A 16,937-nucleotide genomic window follows, 5' to 3' on the forward strand; every position below is an offset into this window, starting at 1 on the left:
TCGGTTCCCGGGTTCTTCGGGATCCGGCCGGGGTGTCCGGGGGCGGCGGTAGGCTGCGAGGAGTACGTACGCGCACGGGACGCGCGCGGTGCGCACCGCCCGCGGCGTGGCGTACGACGACGCCGGGGGACGCGGGCCGCGGACGCGAGTGCCCTGCGCGACACCCCCTCCCACGTACCGCGGACGCGTCCAGACGAGCCAGAGGAGTCCCGTTGCCCGAGCTGCCCGAGGTCGAGGTCGTCCGGCGCGGACTGGAACGCTGGGTCGCCGACCGTACCGTCGCCGACGTGGAGGTCCTGCACCCGAGGGCCGTCCGGCGCCACCTCGCGGGCGGAACCGACTTCGCGGCCCGGCTCCGGGGAGAGCGCTTCGGCGTGGCCCGCCGGCGCGGCAAGTACCTGTGGCTGCCGCTCGCCTCCGGCGACGCCTCCGTGCTCGGGCACCTGGGCATGAGCGGTCAGCTCCTGGTCCAGCCCGAGGACGCGGCGGACGAGAAGCACCTGCGGATACGCGTACGGTTCGACGACTCCGCCGGCACCGAGCTGCGCTTCGTCGACCAGCGCACCTTCGGCGGACTCTCGCTCCACGACACCGCCCCGGACAGCGAGGACGGCCTCCCCGACGTCATCGCGCACATCGCGCGCGACCCGCTCGACCCGGAGTTCGACGACGAGGCATTCCAGCGCGCCCTGCGCCTGCGCCGTACGACGGTCAAGCGGGCCCTGCTCGACCAGTCGCTGATCAGCGGCGTCGGCAACATCTACGCCGACGAGGCGCTGTGGCGCAGCAAGCTCCACTACGACCGGCCGACGGCGACGATGACCCGCCCGCGCTCGGCGGAACTCCTCGGCCATGTCCGGGACGTCATGAACGCGGCGCTCGCCGCCGGCGGCACCAGCTTCGACGCCCTGTACGTCAATGTGAACGGGGAGTCCGGCTACTTCGACCGCTCGCTCGACGCGTACGGGCGGGAGGGCGAGCCCTGCCACCGCTGCGGTACGCCGATGCGCCGCCGCCCGTGGATGAACCGGTCCAGCTACTTCTGCCCGCGCTGCCAGCGCCCGCCGCGCACCGGGGCCTGACGGGGCTGCCATCCCGTGACATACGCGAGGGCCCTGTCACCCGGGTGGGTGACAGGGCCCTCGCGTATGTCACGCGTGACGTCCTCAGACTCCGAAGTCCTGGGTCCACCAGGGGCCGGCGGAACCGAAGTGCACGCCGACGCCCAGCGAGGTGTACGTGCAGTTCAGGATGTTCGCGCGGTGGCCGTCGCTGGCCATCCAGGACGCCATCACGGCGGCGGCGTCCACCTGGCCGCGGGCGATGTTCTCGGCGCCGAGGCCCGTGACACCGGCCTTCGCGGCGCGAGCCCACGGGGTGGCGCCGTCCGGGTCGGTGTGGTCGAAGAAGCCGCGGGCCGCCATGTCGGCGCTGAGCGCGCCGGCCAGCGAGGCGAGGTCCGCGTCGGAGCGGACGGCGGAGCAGCCCACCTTGGCCCGTTCGAGGTTCACCAACCGGACCACCTCGGCCTCGGCGGCCGCCTCGCGGGCGGCGAGCGGACGCTCGGCGGCGGCGGTGGACGCGGGGGTGGGCGTAGGCGTCGGGGTGGGCGCCGGAACCGGGGCGGGGGGCTGGGGCGCGGGCTTCTGGGCGGGCTTGGGCGGCGCGGGAGCGACCGGGACGGGGGCCGGCTTCGGGGCCTCGGGCTTCGCGGGCGCCACCGGGGCGGCGGTCTGCGGGGGCCTCGGCGTGGCGGGCTTCGGCGCCTCGGGCGACGGGGCGGCCTTCGAGGGGGAGGGCTTCGCCGGAGTGGTGGGCTTCGCGGGCGCGGTGGGCTTCGAGGCCGGGGGAGTGGGGGAAGCGTTCCCCGACCCGCTCGCGACCGGAGCGCCGGTGCGCTGACCCGCCGGGCTCTCCGCGTTCGCGGAGGCGCCGCCCTGCGTCGTCAGCCGTGGGGCCTGCTCGGTCTGCCCGGCCCGCGCCGTCCGACTTCCGTCCGCACTCGTACTGCCGAACGTGAACACATCACCGCCGGGCACCAGCCCCGAGGCGACGGCGATCGCGCCGGCCACGACCGCCACGGAGACACCGAGCAGCCCGGTCCGCACCGGTGCGCCGCGTCGTATGCCGCGATGGCGTCCCATCCGTTCAGCCTCCCTGACTGGACTGCGCTCTCCGCCGGCCTTCGCCGCCGATCTTTGCTTCTGTGGATCCGCTCAAGCCGGTCGAAGCGGGACACGGCCGAACGGGTGAGCCCCGTTCCGTCGGGACTGTACGCCATGACATGAGGGGGCTGACGTGCTCGTTCCGTGATCCGCCCGCTAGCGTGCAGCCATGGATGACGAGGTGCGGATGACCGCATGGGTGCGCGGCCGGGTACAGGGAGTGGGCTTCCGTTGGTTCACCAGGGCAAACGCGCTGGAGATCGGCGGCCTTGTCGGCTTCGCCCTGAACCTGGACGACGGCCGGGTCCAGATCGTGGCCGAGGGCTCGCGTGAGAATTGCCACCGCCTGCTCGACTGGCTGCGATCCGGCGACACGCCCGGCCGGGTCGACGGCGTCACTGAGATCTGGGCCACGCCGCGCGGCATCTACGAGACCTTCGCGATCCGCTGAGAACCCGTCCCGATCATGCGGAAACGCGCCGCCCGCACCCCCCGAACGGCCTCGGGCGGTCCGATGACGGTGTGTGACGCAGAGTGAAAACATCCAGGTGATTGCCGAGGCGAGGTTGCCGTGCCCCGCCGTACGGGTAAGGATGATCTAGACGCCCCCCGGGCACCGAGAAGCGAGGCACCGCCGTGATCGTCACGGCCGCGAGCCCCCCCGGTGGCCCCTTGGGCCCGGGCGTGATCGTGTTGACCGTCAAACTTTTTGGTGAGACGCTGAAAGCCCCGCGCACCTTAGCTGTTCGACCGTGAGAACCGGCACCACAGCAGCACGGCCGAGCACCGCGGGTGCGAATCCCTCACGACCCACACCGCTTCGGTCGGTTACTCAGTGTGGAGGACCATCCATCATGGCAAAGGCGCTTCTCGGTTACGTCGGCGGTTCCGACCCGCGACTTCTCGCCGAGATGCGACGGCTTCAGCAGCGTGTCCAGGACCTCGAGTCCGAGCTGGTTCGGATCCAGTCCGAAAACGACGCGCTGACCGCTGCCGCCGCCCAGCACCAGGGAGACTCGCTGCTGGACAGCATCGAACTCGACGTCACCAAGGCCGAGCCCGCGCTCACCTGAGGTGTCCCAGCCCCACAGGGCCGGATGAGGAACTCCCTCCCCGCCGGCTCACGGTACGACTGGACTCGCGATCACCGCGCACAGCCGCACACCCAAGGGGCGCCCCGGCGTCCCTTCTCGCTTGTGCCCCGCTCACGCGGACCGCGCCCGGCTTCGGCCCGGCTTCGGTACGCGGCCTCGTGAACCGCTCCTGGTTCCCGTACGCCTCGGCACGCCGCTTCCGTACCCCCGTCGTAGCCCGCTGTCCCGGACCTCGCCCCGGACCTCCCGTCCGTCCCCGCGGGCGGACCGCCACGATCGCCGCAGTCCTTGGGGGAGGGTGTGCCCTGGGCGTTCCCAGGTGAAACCCGGGACCACGGGTAGAGTCCGCAGACGTGCACCTCAAGGCCCTGACGCTCCGCGGATTCAAGTCGTTCGCCTCCGCCACCACCCTGCGGTTCGAACCCGGGATCACCTGCGTCGTCGGGCCCAACGGCTCCGGCAAGTCCAACGTCGTCGACGCCCTGTCCTGGGTCATGGGAGAACAGGGCGCCAAGTCGCTGCGCGGCGGCAAGATGGAGGACGTCATCTTCGCCGGCACCACCGGGCGCCCCCCGCTCGGCCGCGCCGAGGTCTCCCTGACCATCGACAACTCCGACGGCGCGCTGCCCATCGACTACGCCGAAGTGACCCTCACCCGGATCATGTTCCGCGGCGGCAGCAGCGAATACCAGATCAACGGCGACACCTGCCGGCTGCTCGACATCCAGGACCTGCTCTCCGACTCCGGCATCGGCCGCGAGATGCACGTCATCGTCGGCCAAGGACAGCTCGACTCCGTCCTGCACGCCGACCCCATGGGCCGCCGCGCCTTCATCGAGGAAGCCGCGGGCGTCCTCAAACACCGCAAGCGCAAAGAGAAAGCGCTGCGGAAACTCGACGCGATGCGCGCCAACCTCGCCCGCGTCCAGGACCTCGCCGACGAACTCCGCCGCCAGCTCAAGCCCCTCGGCCGGCAGGCCGCCGTCGCCCGCCGCGCCGCCGTCATCCAGGCCGACCTCCGCGACGCCCGGCTGCGGCTGCTCGCCGACGACCTCGTCCACCTCCAGCGGGCCCTCGCCGCCGAGATCGCCGACGAGACCGCCCTGCTCGCCCGCAAGGAGACCACCGAGACCGCCCTGAAGGCGGCCCTCGCCCGCGAGGCCGAACTGGAGGACGCCACCCGCCGCCTCGCGCCCCGCCTCCAGCGCGCCCAGCAGACCTGGTACGAGCTGTCGCAGCTCGCCGAACGCGTCCGCGGCACCGTCTCCCTCGCCGACGCCCGCGTCACCAGCGCCACCGCCGAACCCCCCGAGGAACGGCGCGGACGCGACCCCGAGGACCTCGAACGCGAGGCCGCCCGCGTCCGCGAACAGGAAGCCGAACTCGAAGCCGCACTGGAAGCCGCCGCCCGCGCCCTCGACGACGCCGTCGCCCACCGCGCCGAACTCGAACAGGCCCTCGCCGCCGAGGAACGCCGTCTCAAGGACCGGGCCCGCGCCCTCGCCGACCGCCGCGAAGGACTCGCCCGGCTGCACGGCCAGGTCGCCGCCGCCCGCTCGCGCGCCGCCTCCGCCCAGGCCGAGATCGACCGGCTCGCCGACGCCCGCGACGAGGCACGGGAGCGGGCCACGCACGCCCAGGAGGAGTACGAGCAGCTGAAAGCCGAAGTCGACGGGCTCGACGCCGGAGGCACGGAACTCGGCGAGCGCCACGAGACCGCCCGCCGCGCCCTCGCCGACGCCGAGACCGCGCTCACCGCCGCCCGCGAACACGCCGCCGACACCGACCGGGCCCGCGCCGCCACTCGCGCCCGTCACGACGCCCTCGCCCTCGGCCTGCGCCGCAAGGACGGCACGGACACCCTCCTCACCGCCGGACTCGCCGGCCTGCTCGGCCCGGCCGCCGGCCTGCTCACCGTGACCCCCGGCCACGAGATCCCGCTCGCCGCGGCCCTCGGCGCCGCCGCCGACGCGCTCGCCGTCACCGACCCGGCCACCGCCGCCGACGCCCTGCGCCTGCTCCGCAAACAGGACGCGGGCCGGGCCACCCTGCTCCTCGCCTCCCCGGACCCGGACTCAGGCTCGGACCTTGGCCCTGCCGGTGCCGGTTCCGATCTCGCGGAGGGCTCCGTGGAGCCGCTCGCCATCGGTTCCGTCACCGTGCTGCCCGCCGCCGGACTCGTCACCGGACCCGCCGCGCTCCTGAGCGCCGTACGGGCACTGCTCCGCGACGTCGTCGTGGTCGACGATCTCGACCAAGCCGTCACCGTGGTGCGGACCCGCCCCGAGCTGACCGCCGTCACGGCCGAGGGCGACCTGCTCGGCGCCCACCTCGCCCAGGGCGGCTCCGCCGGAGCACCCAGCCTTCTCGAAGTCCAGGCCTCCGTGGACGAGGCCGCCGCCGAACTCGCCGCACTCGACATCCGGTGCGCCGAATCGGCCGCCGCCCACGAGGCCGCGACCGAACGCCGACACGAAGCGGCCCGCCTCCTCGACGAACTGACCGAACAGCGCCGCGCCGCCGACCACGAGAAGTCCGCCGTCGCCCAACAGCTCGGCCGGCTCGCCGGACAGGCACGCGGCGCGGCGGGAGAAGCCGAGCGGACCACCGCGGCCGCCGCCCGCGCCGAAGAAGCCCTCGAACGCGCGCTCGCCGACGCCGAGGAACTCGCCGAACGGCTCCTCACCGCCGAGGAAACCCCCGCCGAGGACGAACCCGACCCCTCCGTACGCGACCGGCTCGCCATCGACGGCTCCCACGCGCGCCAGACCGAAATGGAGGCCCGCCTCCAGGTCCGTACCCACGAGGAACGCGTCAAGGGCCTGGCCGGCCGCGCCGACTCCCTCGACCGCGCCGCCCGCGCCGAACGCGACGCCCGCACCCGCGCCGAACAGCGCCGCGCCCGGCTGCGCCACGAGGCCGACGTGGCCCGCGCCGTCGCCTCCGGCGCCCGCCAGCTGCTCGCCCACATCGAGGTGTCCGTCACCCGCGCCGAGCGGGAACGCACCCTCGCCGACGCCGCGAAGGCCGTCCGCGAACAGGAGCTCGCCGACGCCCGAGGCCGCGGCCGCGACCTCAAGACCGAACTCGACAAACTCACCGACTCGGTGCACCGCGGCGAGGTCCTCGGCGCCGAGAAGCGACTGCGGATCGAACAACTGGAGACCCGCGCACTGGAGGAACTGGGCGTCGAAGCCGCCGTCCTCGTCGAGGAGTACGGCCCTGACCAGCCCGTACCGGCATCGCCGGGTGACGGGGACGAGGCGCTGGACGGACTGGACGGACTGGACGGAGAGGGCGGAGAGGGCGGGGGGCAGGGGCCGGAGTCCGGTCGTACGCGTCCCTTCGTCCGTACGGAGCAGGAGAAGCGCCTCAAAGCCGCCGAACGGGCGTATCAGCAACTCGGCAAGGTGAATCCGCTCGCCCTGGAAGAGTTCGCCGCCCTGGAGGAACGCCACAAATTCCTCTCCGAGCAACTGGACGACCTCAAGAAGACCCGGACCGACCTCCTCCAGGTCGTCAAGGAAGTCGACCAGCGCGTCGAACAGGTCTTCACCGAGGCGTTCCGCGACACCGCGCGCGAGTTCGAAGGTGTGTTCTCCCGGCTCTTCCCCGGCGGCGAGGGCCGCCTCCTGCTCACCGACCCGGAGGACATGCTCGCCACCGGCATCGAGGTCGAGGCCCGCCCGCCCGGCAAGAAGGTCAAGCGGCTGTCACTGCTCTCCGGCGGCGAACGCTCGCTCACCGCCGTCGCCCTGCTCGTCGCCATCTTCAAGGCCCGCCCCAGCCCCTTCTACGTGATGGACGAGGTCGAGGCGGCCCTCGACGACACCAACCTCCAGCGGCTGATCCGCATCATGCGGGAACTCCAGGAGTCCTCCCAGCTCATCGTGATCACCCATCAGAAGCGGACGATGGAGGTCGCCGACGCGTTGTACGGCGTGTCGATGCAGGGCGACGGAGTATCGAAGGTCATCAGCCAGCGGCTGCGCTGAGCACGGGCTCCGCGCGGAGCGGCCGGAGGGGAGCGGTGCCGAGGAGTGGCGCCGAGGAGTGGTGCCCGGGCCCGGAGGGGAACGGCCCCTCGAGGGAATGGCCTTCGAGTGGTGGGGTACGCGAAGTTGTGCCCCACTGGAAGGGCTCGCCCTGCACCCACCGCACCGGCCGCGCCGCCGCCGGAGCCCCGAGGAGACCCGTGACCAGCACCGCCGAGGCCCCGCCTCCGCCGTCCCCCGAAGGACGGTCGGCACACCCCGACCACATCGGACACGTCATCTTCATCACGGCCTCCGCGGCCATGGGCGGCTTCCTCTTCGGCTACGACAGCTCCGTCATCAACGGCGCCGTCGAAGCCATCCGCGACCGCTACAACATCGGTGCCGCCACCCTCGCCCAGGTCATCGCCATCGCCCTGATCGGCTGCGCCATCGGCGCCGCCACCGCCGGCCGGATCGCCGACCGCATCGGCCGCATCCGCTGCATGCGCATCGCCGCCGGACTCTTCACCATCAGCGCCGTCGGATCCGCGCTCCCCTTCGCCCTCTACGACCTCGCCTTCTGGCGGATCATCGGCGGCTTCGCCATCGGCATGGCCTCCGTCATCGGCCCCGCCTACATCGCCGAGGTCGCCCCCGCCGCCTACCGAGGCCGCCTCGGCTCCTTCCAGCAGGCCGCCATCGTCATCGGCATCGCCATCTCCCAGCTCGTCAACTACGGCATCCTCCAGCTCGCCAACGGCCAGCAGCGAGGCAAGATCGGCGGGCTCGAAGCCTGGCAGTGGATGCTCGGTGTGATGGTCGTACCGGCCCTGCTCTATGGGATGCTCTCCTTCGCCATCCCCGAGTCCCCCCGCTACCTCATCGCCTCCGGCCGCGTCGACAAGGCGAAGAAGGTGCTCTCCGAGGTCGAGGGCCGCGGCGTCGACCTCGACCTCCGCGTCGCCGAGATCGACCGGGCCATGCGCAGCGAACACAAATCCACCTTCCGAGACCTGCGCCCCGCCGGCAGCCGCTTCAACCTCCTGCCCATCGTCTGGGTCGGCATCGGCCTGTCCGTCTTCCAGCAGCTCGTCGGCATCAACGTCGCCTTCTACTACTCCGCCACCCTCTGGCAGTCCGTCGGCATCGATCCGGCCAGCTCGTTCTTCTACTCGTTCACCACATCGATCATCAACATCATCGGCACCGTCATCGCCATGGTCCTGGTCGACCGCGTCGGCCGCCGCCCCCTCGCCCTCGTCGGCTCCACCGGCATGGCCATCGCCCTCGGATTCGTCGCCTGGGCCTTCTCCGCCGAACTCGTCCACGGCAAACTCCCCAGCCCCCAAGGCGCGGTCGCCCTCATCGCCGCCCACGTCTTCGTACTCTTCTTCGCCCTCTCCTGGGGCGTGGTCGTCTGGGTCTTCCTCGGCGAGATGTTCCCCAACCGCATCCGCGCCGCCGCGCTCGGCGTCGCCGCGTCCGCCCAATGGATCGCCAACTGGGCCATCACCGCGAGCTTCCCGTCCCTCGCCCAATGGAACCTGTCCGCCACCTACATCATCTACGCGTGCTTCGCGGTGCTCTCGATCCCGTTCGTGCTCCTCTTCGTGAAGGAGACCAAGGGGAAGACGCTGGAGGAGATGGGCTGAGGAGGGGTGGGGGCTGGGGCTGCGGGGGAGTGCGGCGCTAAGGCTGGCCCGCACGTAAGCGCGATGGCTGGTGTGGGGCTTGTACGTAAGCGTGGAGGCGGGGGCGATGCCCGCACGGGCGCGAGGCGGCTGGTGCGCGGCCCGCATGAGCGTGAGACGGCAGGTGCCTGGCCCGCACGTACGCGAGGCGGCTAAGGGTGGGCGCATGTTGTTTGCGCCGCGTTGGCCCTTTTATGCCTCCTTCTCCCCCTGCCTTCGGCGGGGGGACCCCCACGGGGTGCTGGAGTCGGACTCACAGCACCGATCGTGCTCGGCCCGCTCGTTCCTCGCGGGCCTGTGCGCGTTCGGCACTGTTCCCCCGACGCACCCCTTCGGCTCACTCGGCCGTAGGGGGCGGCCCGGTAGTTCTGGCGTCGTCGGGTGCTTGGCCCGCACTCACGGGAGCAGGGCGAGCCCGCACTGGAGCGCGACGGCAGGGAAGCGGCCCGCACTCAGGGGGGCGCGGGCCGCGCCCCTCGTGGACCCCCGCATAGGGCGTCGAATGTCACGCATACTGGACGGACCATGGAACTCATCCTTGCTGTAGTCATCGCTGTCGTCGTCGCGGTAGCCGTGACCGGCGGGCTCGTGATCAGCGGTCGCAAGAAGAAGCAGCTGCCGCCGGCCGAGCCGCCGTCCACCGCGCCGACCATCACCGCGCCCCCCGCAGAGCCGCACGTCGGCGACGAGGCGGAGGCGCCGCGGGACGAATCACGCCGCACCGTCGAAGAAGTCGGCCTCCCGACGGCGGAAGCCGAAGAGGCCCCCGTCACCGAAGAGCCCGCGCCGGAGCCGGAGCCGGAGGCTCCCGCCGCGCCCGCCATCGAGGTGCCCGAGCCGACCGCCGGCCGCCTCGTACGGCTCCGCGCGCGACTCGCCCGCTCCCAGAACTCGCTCGGCAAGGGACTGCTCACGCTGCTGTCCCGCGAACACCTCGACGAGGACACCTGGGAGGAGATCGAGGAGACCCTCCTCACCGCCGACGTCGGCGTCGCGCCCACCCAGGAACTCGTCGACCGCCTCCGCGAGCGCGTCAAGGTGCTCGGCACCCGCACCCCCGACGAGCTGCGCGGCCTGCTGCGCGAAGAGCTCGTCGCCCTGCTCGGCCCCGAGCTCGACCGCACGGTCAAGACCGAGAGCCCCGAAGACATCCCCGGCGTCGTCATGGTCGTCGGCGTCAACGGCACCGGCAAGACCACCACCACCGGCAAGCTCGCCCGCGTCCTCGTCGCCGACGGCAAGTCCGTCGTCCTCGGCGCCGCCGACACCTTCCGCGCCGCCGCCGCCGACCAGCTCCAGACCTGGGGCGAGCGCGTCGGCGCCCGCACCGTCCGCGGCCCCGAGGGCGGCGACCCGGCCTCGATCGCGTACGACGCCGTCAAGGAAGGCATCGCGGAGAAGGCCGACGTCGTCCTCATCGACACCGCGGGCCGGCTGCACACCAAGACCGGCCTCATGGACGAGCTGGGCAAGGTCAAGCGAGTCGTCGAAAAGCACGGTCCGCTCGACGAGATCCTGCTCGTCCTCGACGCCACCACCGGCCAGAACGGTCTGATCCAGGCCCGCGTCTTCGCCGAGGTCGTCGACATCACCGGCATCGTCCTCACCAAGCTCGACGGCACCGCCAAGGGCGGCATCGTCATCGCCGTCCAGCGCGAGCTGGGCGTCCCGGTGAAGCTCATCGGACTCGGCGAGGGCCCGGACGACCTGGCGCCGTTCGAGCCCGGCGCGTTCGTCGACGCGCTCATCGGCGACGCTTCCTGATACGAACACGAGAAACATATGGGTGAGGCCCCGCCGATGGCGGGGCCTCACCCATATGTCCACGCAGACCAGCGCGGGCGCCGTGTCAGCGGGCGGCGCGGCCCGTGCGGTGGCAGATGTACGCCAGAGTGCCGAGCAGCAACCGGGCCTCGGGCGGAGCGCCCGCCGTGTCCAGGGTCGGCGGACGCAGCCAGCGCACCGGACCCAGGCCGCCCAGATCCGACGGCGGAGCGGTGACATGGGCACCCGGACCCAGACAGCGCAGATCGAGATCCGCGTCGTCCCAGCCCATCCGGTACAGCAGCCGAGGCAGCCCCGCCGCCGCGCCCGGCGCCACGAAGAACCGCGCCCGGCCGGTCGGCGTCACACACACCGGCCCCAGCGGCAGCCCCATCCGCTCCAGACGGATCAGCGCCCGCCGGCCCGCCGTCTCGGCCACGTCGAGTACGTCGAAGGCCCGGCCCACCGGCAGCAGCATCGCCGCCCCCGGATGACGCGACCAGATCCCGGCCGCCTCGGCGAGGCCCGCGCCCGCCGGAACCGGCTCGGCGAAGGAGAGCGGATGCGCCCCCGGGGCCGTACAGCCGGGATCCCCGCACGAGCAGTGCCCGGCCAGATCCGCCCGCGCCCCCGGGACCACGTCCCAGCCCCACAGTCCGGTGTACTCGGCCACCGCTGTGCACTCCGTGGTGCGTACGCGGCGACGTGAGCCGGACCGCATCTCACGAATGCCGCTGATCGTGAAACCCATGCCCCCTCCAACGGGTCGGACGCGCCGGTGGTTACGGACCCGATGTCCGCTGTCACGTCATGCCACGCCCTGTTACGAAATGGTCGAGGCGCGCCGATGCGATACGGGTGGTGCGGAGCCGGGCGCGCGCCTCCGGGCGCTGCCATGCGCCTCTCCGGTCCGTCGCATGTCAAGTGAATCGCGTCCGGCGCGCGGCGCGTTCCATCGAAGGGGTGGCGAATGGTGGCGTTTCGCTAAGCGCCATGTCCGAGGGGGTGATCGTAGGATTACCTTCGGTACGCGAACCCCCGGCCATCGACCACGAGCGACCGCCCGCCCGCGCTAATCCTGCTTCTGTTCGAAGGAGGGCAAACGTCGGACGGGGCCCGGAAGACAAGGCATCCTGGCAGGGGATCCGAGCGTGACGGCAGGCGGGCAGATGGGGGCGTTCCAGTGAACGGCAACGGCGCGGACGGTACGGCTGCCGGCAAGCGCCCGAACGAGAGACTCGGCTCCTGGTTCGTGCGCAGCGGCTGGTCCAAGGGCGAGCTGGCACGCCAGGTGAACCGCCGGGCGCGTCAGATGGGCGCCCACCACATCTCCACCGACACCTCCCGCGTGCGCCGCTGGCTCGACGGCGAGCAGCCCCGCGAGCCCATCCCGCGGATCCTGTCCGAACTGCTCTCCGAACGCTTCGGCTCCGTCGTCGCCGTCGAGGACCTCGGCCTGCGCACCGCCCACCAGACCCCGTCCGTCTCCGGCGTCGACCTGCCCTGGGCCGGCCCCCAGACCGTCTCTCTGCTCAGCGAGTTCTCCCGCAGCGATCTCATGCTCGCCCGCCGCGGCTTCCTCGGCTCCTCGCTCCAGATCGCCGCCGGGCCCTTGCTCGTCGAACCCATGCAGCGCTGGCTGGTCCCCACCCCGCCCGGCGAGAGCCCGGCCGCCCCCACCGAGGAGCGGCGCGGCCACCGCCTGTCCGCGTCCGAAATCGACCTGCTGGAATCCACCACGGCGATGTTCCGCCAGTGGGACGCCCAGTGCGGCGGCGGACTGCGCCGCAAGGCCGTCGTCGGCCAGCTCCACGAGGTCACCGACCTCCTCCAGGAACCCCAGCGGCCCGAGCTCACCGAACGCCTCTTCCGCTGCGCCGCCGAACTCGCCGAACTCGCCGGCTGGATGAGCTACGACATCGGACTCCAGCCCACCGCCCAGAAGTACTTCGTGCTCGCCCTGCACGCCGCCAAGGAAGCCGGTGACAAGCCCCTCGGCTCGTACATCCTCTCCTCGATGAGCCGGCAGATGATCCACCTCGGCCGCCCCGACGACGCCCTCGAACTCATCCACCTCGCCCAGTACGGCAGCCGCGACTGCGCCACCCCGCGCACTCAGTCCATGCTGTACGCGATGGAGGCCCGCGCCTACGCCAACATGGGCCAGCCCGCCAAGTGCCGCCGCGCCGTGCGGATGGCCGAGGACACCTTCGCCGACGCCGGACTCGACGGCGAGCCCGACCCCGACTGGATCCGCTTCTTCTCCGAGGCCGAACTCAACGGCGAGAACTCCCACTCCTACCGCGACCTCGCCTATGTCGCCGGACGCTCCCCGACGTACGCCTCGCTCGCCGAACCCGTCATGGAACGGGCGGTCGAACTCTTCGGGAAGGACCCCGAGCGCCAGCGGTCCTACGCCCTCAACCTCGTCGGCATGGCGACCGTCCACCTCCTCAAGCGCGAGCCCGAACAGTCCGCCGTCTTCGCCGAACAGGCCCTCGGCATCGCCCGCAAGGTCCGCTCCGAGCGGCTCAACAACCGGCTGCGCAAGACCGTCGACACCGCGGCCCGCGACTTCGGGCACGTCGCCGAGGTCGTCCGGCTCACCGACCGGCTCACCTCCCTCCTCCCCGAGGCGGCGGAAGCCGTCTGAGGCCGCGGCGCCCCGCGCCGCCCTCCCCGAGAACACCGGCCGCGCCGGCCGTCCCGTAAGCCCGACTCGGCTCCCCCGCCGCACAGGACACACGGACGACCGGCGCGGCCGGCCCATGGCGGGGTGGTGGGAGGCCGCGCGGAGCACCCGATCCGGGCATATGACAGGCCACCCGCCCCCGATCCGGGCATATGCCCGGTCGTTCACGGTCGCGTAACACACTCGCCACCCCCGTCACCGCCGCGAAACACCGCACGGCACCGCCGGAAACCGGCCCGCGTCACGCTCGGGCGCAGTACCGCCACCGCCCTTGGCGCCGCCGCCCCGCCCGTACGTCCCGTACGCGCCCGGCCGTCATCGGCGACGAGACGAGGAGACGCCGATGACCGCAGCCCTCACACCCCTGGCCGCCGCCGACCCACCCGCGCTGTCCGCCGCCAACACCGGCTTCATGCTCCTGTGCACCGCCCTGGTCATGCTGATGACCCCGGGGCTCGCCTTCTTCTACGGCGGCATGGTCCGCGTGAAGTCGGTCGTCAACATGCTGATGATGAGCTTCGTCAGCCTCGGGATCGTCACCGTCCTGTGGGTGCTCTACGGCTTCAGCGTCGCCTTCGGCACCGACACCGCCTCCCTCGTCGGCTGGTCCTTCGACTACGTGGGCCTCGGCGGCATCGGTCTCACCGAGCTGTGGCACGGCTCCACCATCCCCGTGTACGTCTTCGCCGTCTTCCAGCTGATGTTCGCCGTCCTCACCCCCGCCCTGATCAGCGGCGCCCTCGCCGACCGGGTCAAGATCACCGCCTGGGCCCTCTTCGTCGCGCTGTGGGTCACCGCCGTCTACTTCCCCGTCGCCCACTGGGTCTGGAGCAGCGGCGGCTGGCTGTACGAACTCGGCGTCATCGACTTCGCCGGCGGCACCGCCGTCCACATCAACGCGGGCGCCGCCGCCCTCGGCGTGATCCTCGTCATCGGCAAACGGACCGGCTTCCCCCACAAGACGGCTCGCCCCCACAACCTCCCCCTCGTCATGCTCGGCGCCGGACTCCTCTGGTTCGGCTGGTTCGGCTTCAACGCCGGATCCTGGCTCGGCAACGACGACGGCGTCGGCGCCGTCATGTTCGTCAACACCCAGGTCGCCACCGCCGCCGCCATGCTCGCCTGGCTCGGCTACGAGAAGCTCCGCCACGGCGCCTTCACCAGCCTCGGCGCCGCCTCGGGCGCCGTCGCCGGCCTCGTCGCCATCACCCCCTCCGGCGGCTCCTGCTCCCCGCTCGGCGCCCTCGCGATCGGCGCGATCGCCGGAGTGCTGTGCGCCATGGCCGTCGGGCTCAAACACCGCTTCGGCTACGACGACTCCCTCGACGTCGTCGGCGTCCACCTCGTCGGCGGCATCGCCGGATCGCTCCTCGTCGGCCTCTTCGCCACCGGCGGCGTCCAGTCCGACGCCCGCGGCCTCCTCTACGGCGGCGGCCCCGGACTGCTCGGCGTCCAGGCCCTCGGCGTGTGCACCGTCCTCGCCTACTCGCTCCTCGTCTCCGCGCTGCTCGCCCTCGTCCTCCACCAGACGATCGGGATGCGGGTCCCCGAGGCGGACGAGATCAGCGGCATCGACCGGGCCGAGCACGCCGAGAGCGCGTACGTCCTCGACGAGACGGACCCGGCGGACCAAGCCGGTGCGGTCGGCGCGGTCGGCGGGACGGACGCGGTCGGTGGGATGGGTGGGGCGGATGGGGGCGCTGGGGGCCGTACCGTACGTCCCGCTCCGGCGCCCGCCGCCGGCGCCGCCCCTGCCTTCCCCGTGACCCCCGCGGCCCCGGGCGGGACGGCCCCGGACGGGGAAACGGCGAGGGAGAAAAGGGAGAAAGTCGACGCTTGAGACTCGCGCCCGCCGCCCCGGAGGGCGTTCCCGACCGGCCGGGGCGCACCGGATCCGGCGGGCGCGGACACGGACATCGAGCGGCCGGATACCCTGGAGGACAGTCCGTACGCCCGCCCACGACACCGAGGATCCGCGACCGCCGTGTTCGATACCCTCTCCGACCGCCTTGCAGCGACCTTCAAGAACCTCCGCGGCAAGGGTCGCCTGTCCGAGGCGGACATCGACGCCACCGCGCGTGAGATCCGTATCGCCCTGCTCGAAGCCGACGTGGCGCTGCCGGTCGTCCGGGCCTTCATCAAGAGCGTCAAGGAGCGCGCGCTCGGCGCCGAGGTCTCCAAGGCGCTCAACCCGGCCCAGCAGATCATCAAGATCGTCAACGAGGAACTGGTCTCCATCCTCGGTGGCGAGACCCGCCGGCTGCGGTTCGCCAAGAACCCGCCGACCGTGATCATGCTCGCCGGTCTCCAGGGTGCCGGTAAGACCACCCTCGCCGGAAAGCTCGGCGTCTGGCTCAAGAGCCAGGGCCACACCCCGCTGCTCGTCGCCTGCGACCTCCAGCGCCCCAACGCCGTCAACCAGCTCTCGGTCGTCGCCGACCGCGCGAACGTCGGCTTCTACGGCCCGCAGCCGGGCAACGGCGTCGGCGACCCGGTCCAGGTCGCCAAGGACTCCATCGAGTACGCCCGCTCGAAGATGCACGACGTCGTCATCGTCGACACCGCCGGCCGCCTGGGCATCGACCAGGAGCTGATGCGGCAGGCCGCGGACATCCGCGACGCCGTGTCGCCCGACGAGGTCCTCTTCGTCGTCGACGCCATGATCGGTCAGGACGCGGTCAACACCGCCGAGGCCTTCCGCGACGGCGTCGGCTTCGACGGCGTGGTGCTGTCCAAGCTCGACGGCGACGCCCGCGGTGGTGCCGCGCTGTCCATCGCGCACGTCACCGGCAAGCAGATCATGTTCGCCTCCAACGGCGAGAAGCTGGACGACTTCGACGCGTTCCACCCGGACCGCATGGCGTCCCGCATCCTCGGCATGGGCGACATCATGTCGCTCATCGAGAAGGCCGAGCAGACCTTCAGCCAGGAGGAGGCCGCCAAGGTCGCCGAGAAGCTGGCCTCCAAGAAGGGCCAGGACTTCACCCTCGACGACTTCCTGGCCCAGATGGAGCAGGTCCGCAAGATGGGCTCCATCTCCAAGCTCCTCGGCATGCTGCCCGGCATGGCCCAGATGAAGGAGCAGATCAACAACATCGACGAGCGCGAGGTCGACCGCGTCGGCGCCATCATCAAGTCGATGACCCCGGCCGAGCGCCAGGACCCGACGATCATCAACGGCTCGCGCCGTGCCCGTATCGCCAAGGGTTCCGGTGTCGAGGTCAGCGCCGTCAAGGGCCTGGTCGAGCGGTTCTTCGAGGCCCGCAAGATGATGTCCCGCATGGCGCAGGGCGGCGGCATGCCGGGGATGCCCGGGATGCCGGGCATGGGCGGCGGCGCCGGCCGGCAGAAGAAGCAGATCAAGCAGGCCAAGGGCAAGCGCAAGAGCGGCAACCCGATGAAGCGGAAGGCCGAGGAGCAGGCCGCCCAGGTCAAGCGCGAGCAGGCGCAGTCCGGCGGTGCCTTCGGGCTGCCGGCCGGCCAGGACGCCGGGGACTTCGAGCTGCCGGACGAGTTCAAGAAGTTCATGGGCTGACGCGCCCGGCGCCCGCGAC

Annotated in this window: 11 protein-coding genes; 9 read left to right on the forward strand and 2 right to left on the reverse strand. The window is 72.0% G+C overall.

Features of this window, described 5'->3' with window-relative positions; translation table 11 throughout:
- Positions 1-212 precede the first annotated feature (212 nt).
- Positions 213-1,082 carry a bifunctional DNA-formamidopyrimidine glycosylase/DNA-(apurinic or apyrimidinic site) lyase gene (gene mutM, locus ACGFRB_RS10230; protein ID WP_393241374.1) on the forward strand — a complete coding sequence of 290 codons (870 nt, stop codon included), beginning with the start codon at positions 213-215 and terminating at the stop codon, positions 1,080-1,082.
- 84 nt (positions 1,083-1,166) lie between these two features.
- On the opposite strand, the gene ACGFRB_RS10235 is transcribed toward mutM, so the two are convergent.
- Entirely contained in the window at positions 1,167-2,144 is a 978-nt protein-coding gene (locus tag ACGFRB_RS10235) for a CAP domain-containing protein (RefSeq protein ID WP_393241377.1), read from the reverse strand.
- A 190-nt stretch (positions 2,145-2,334) separates the two neighbouring features.
- Between ACGFRB_RS10235 and ACGFRB_RS10240 the strand changes: the two genes are divergently transcribed.
- From ACGFRB_RS10240 to ftsY, 5 genes are all read left to right on the forward strand, one after another.
- Positions 2,335-2,616, forward strand: coding sequence for an acylphosphatase (locus ACGFRB_RS10240; RefSeq protein WP_361224722.1), 282 nt, complete (start codon positions 2,335-2,337; stop codon positions 2,614-2,616).
- 403 nt (positions 2,617-3,019) lie between these two features.
- Complete coding sequence (locus tag ACGFRB_RS10245) at positions 3,020-3,238, forward strand: hypothetical protein (RefSeq protein WP_363000907.1); 219 nt, start codon at positions 3,020-3,022, stop codon at positions 3,236-3,238.
- 374 nt (positions 3,239-3,612) lie between these two features.
- A complete protein-coding gene (gene smc / locus ACGFRB_RS10250; protein ID WP_393241381.1) occupies positions 3,613-7,254 on the forward strand; it encodes a chromosome segregation protein SMC in 3,642 nt (1,213 codons plus the stop codon).
- 200 nt (positions 7,255-7,454) lie between these two features.
- Entirely contained in the window at positions 7,455-8,888 is a 1,434-nt protein-coding gene (locus ACGFRB_RS10255; protein ID WP_393241383.1) for a sugar porter family MFS transporter, read from the forward strand.
- Between the two features lie 564 nt (positions 8,889-9,452).
- The gene (ftsY, locus tag ACGFRB_RS10260) at positions 9,453-10,691 is read left to right on the forward strand and encodes a signal recognition particle-docking protein FtsY (RefSeq protein ID WP_393241386.1); all 1,239 of its coding nucleotides are present in this window, start codon (positions 9,453-9,455) and stop codon (positions 10,689-10,691) included.
- An 85-nt stretch (positions 10,692-10,776) separates the two neighbouring features.
- Here ftsY and ACGFRB_RS10265 read toward each other — a convergent pair whose 3' ends face one another.
- On the reverse strand, positions 10,777-11,442 hold the full coding sequence (locus ACGFRB_RS10265; protein ID WP_363000899.1) for a bifunctional DNA primase/polymerase: 666 nt from the start codon (positions 11,440-11,442) through the stop codon (positions 10,777-10,779).
- 432 nt (positions 11,443-11,874) lie between these two features.
- On the opposite strand from ACGFRB_RS10265, the gene ACGFRB_RS10270 reads away from it, so the two are divergent.
- The 3 genes from ACGFRB_RS10270 (at position 11,875) to ffh (ending at position 16,918) form a co-directional block, all read left to right on the forward strand.
- Positions 11,875-13,344 carry a hypothetical protein gene (locus ACGFRB_RS10270; RefSeq protein WP_363000897.1) on the forward strand — a complete coding sequence of 490 codons (1,470 nt, stop codon included), beginning with the start codon at positions 11,875-11,877 and terminating at the stop codon, positions 13,342-13,344.
- A gap of 382 nt (positions 13,345-13,726) precedes the next feature.
- Positions 13,727-15,223: an ammonium transporter gene (locus ACGFRB_RS10275; protein WP_393241389.1), complete on the forward strand. Its 1,497-nt coding sequence runs from the start codon at positions 13,727-13,729 to the stop codon at positions 15,221-15,223.
- Positions 15,224-15,367: 144 nt separating this feature from the next.
- Positions 15,368-16,918, forward strand: coding sequence for a signal recognition particle protein (ffh, locus tag ACGFRB_RS10280; protein ID WP_361224699.1), 1,551 nt, complete (start codon positions 15,368-15,370; stop codon positions 16,916-16,918).
- Positions 16,919-16,937: the final 19 nt, after the last annotated feature.

The organism is Streptomyces sp. NPDC048718, assembly GCF_043198875.1.
Lineage (GTDB): Bacteria > Actinomycetota > Actinomycetes > Streptomycetales > Streptomycetaceae > Streptomyces.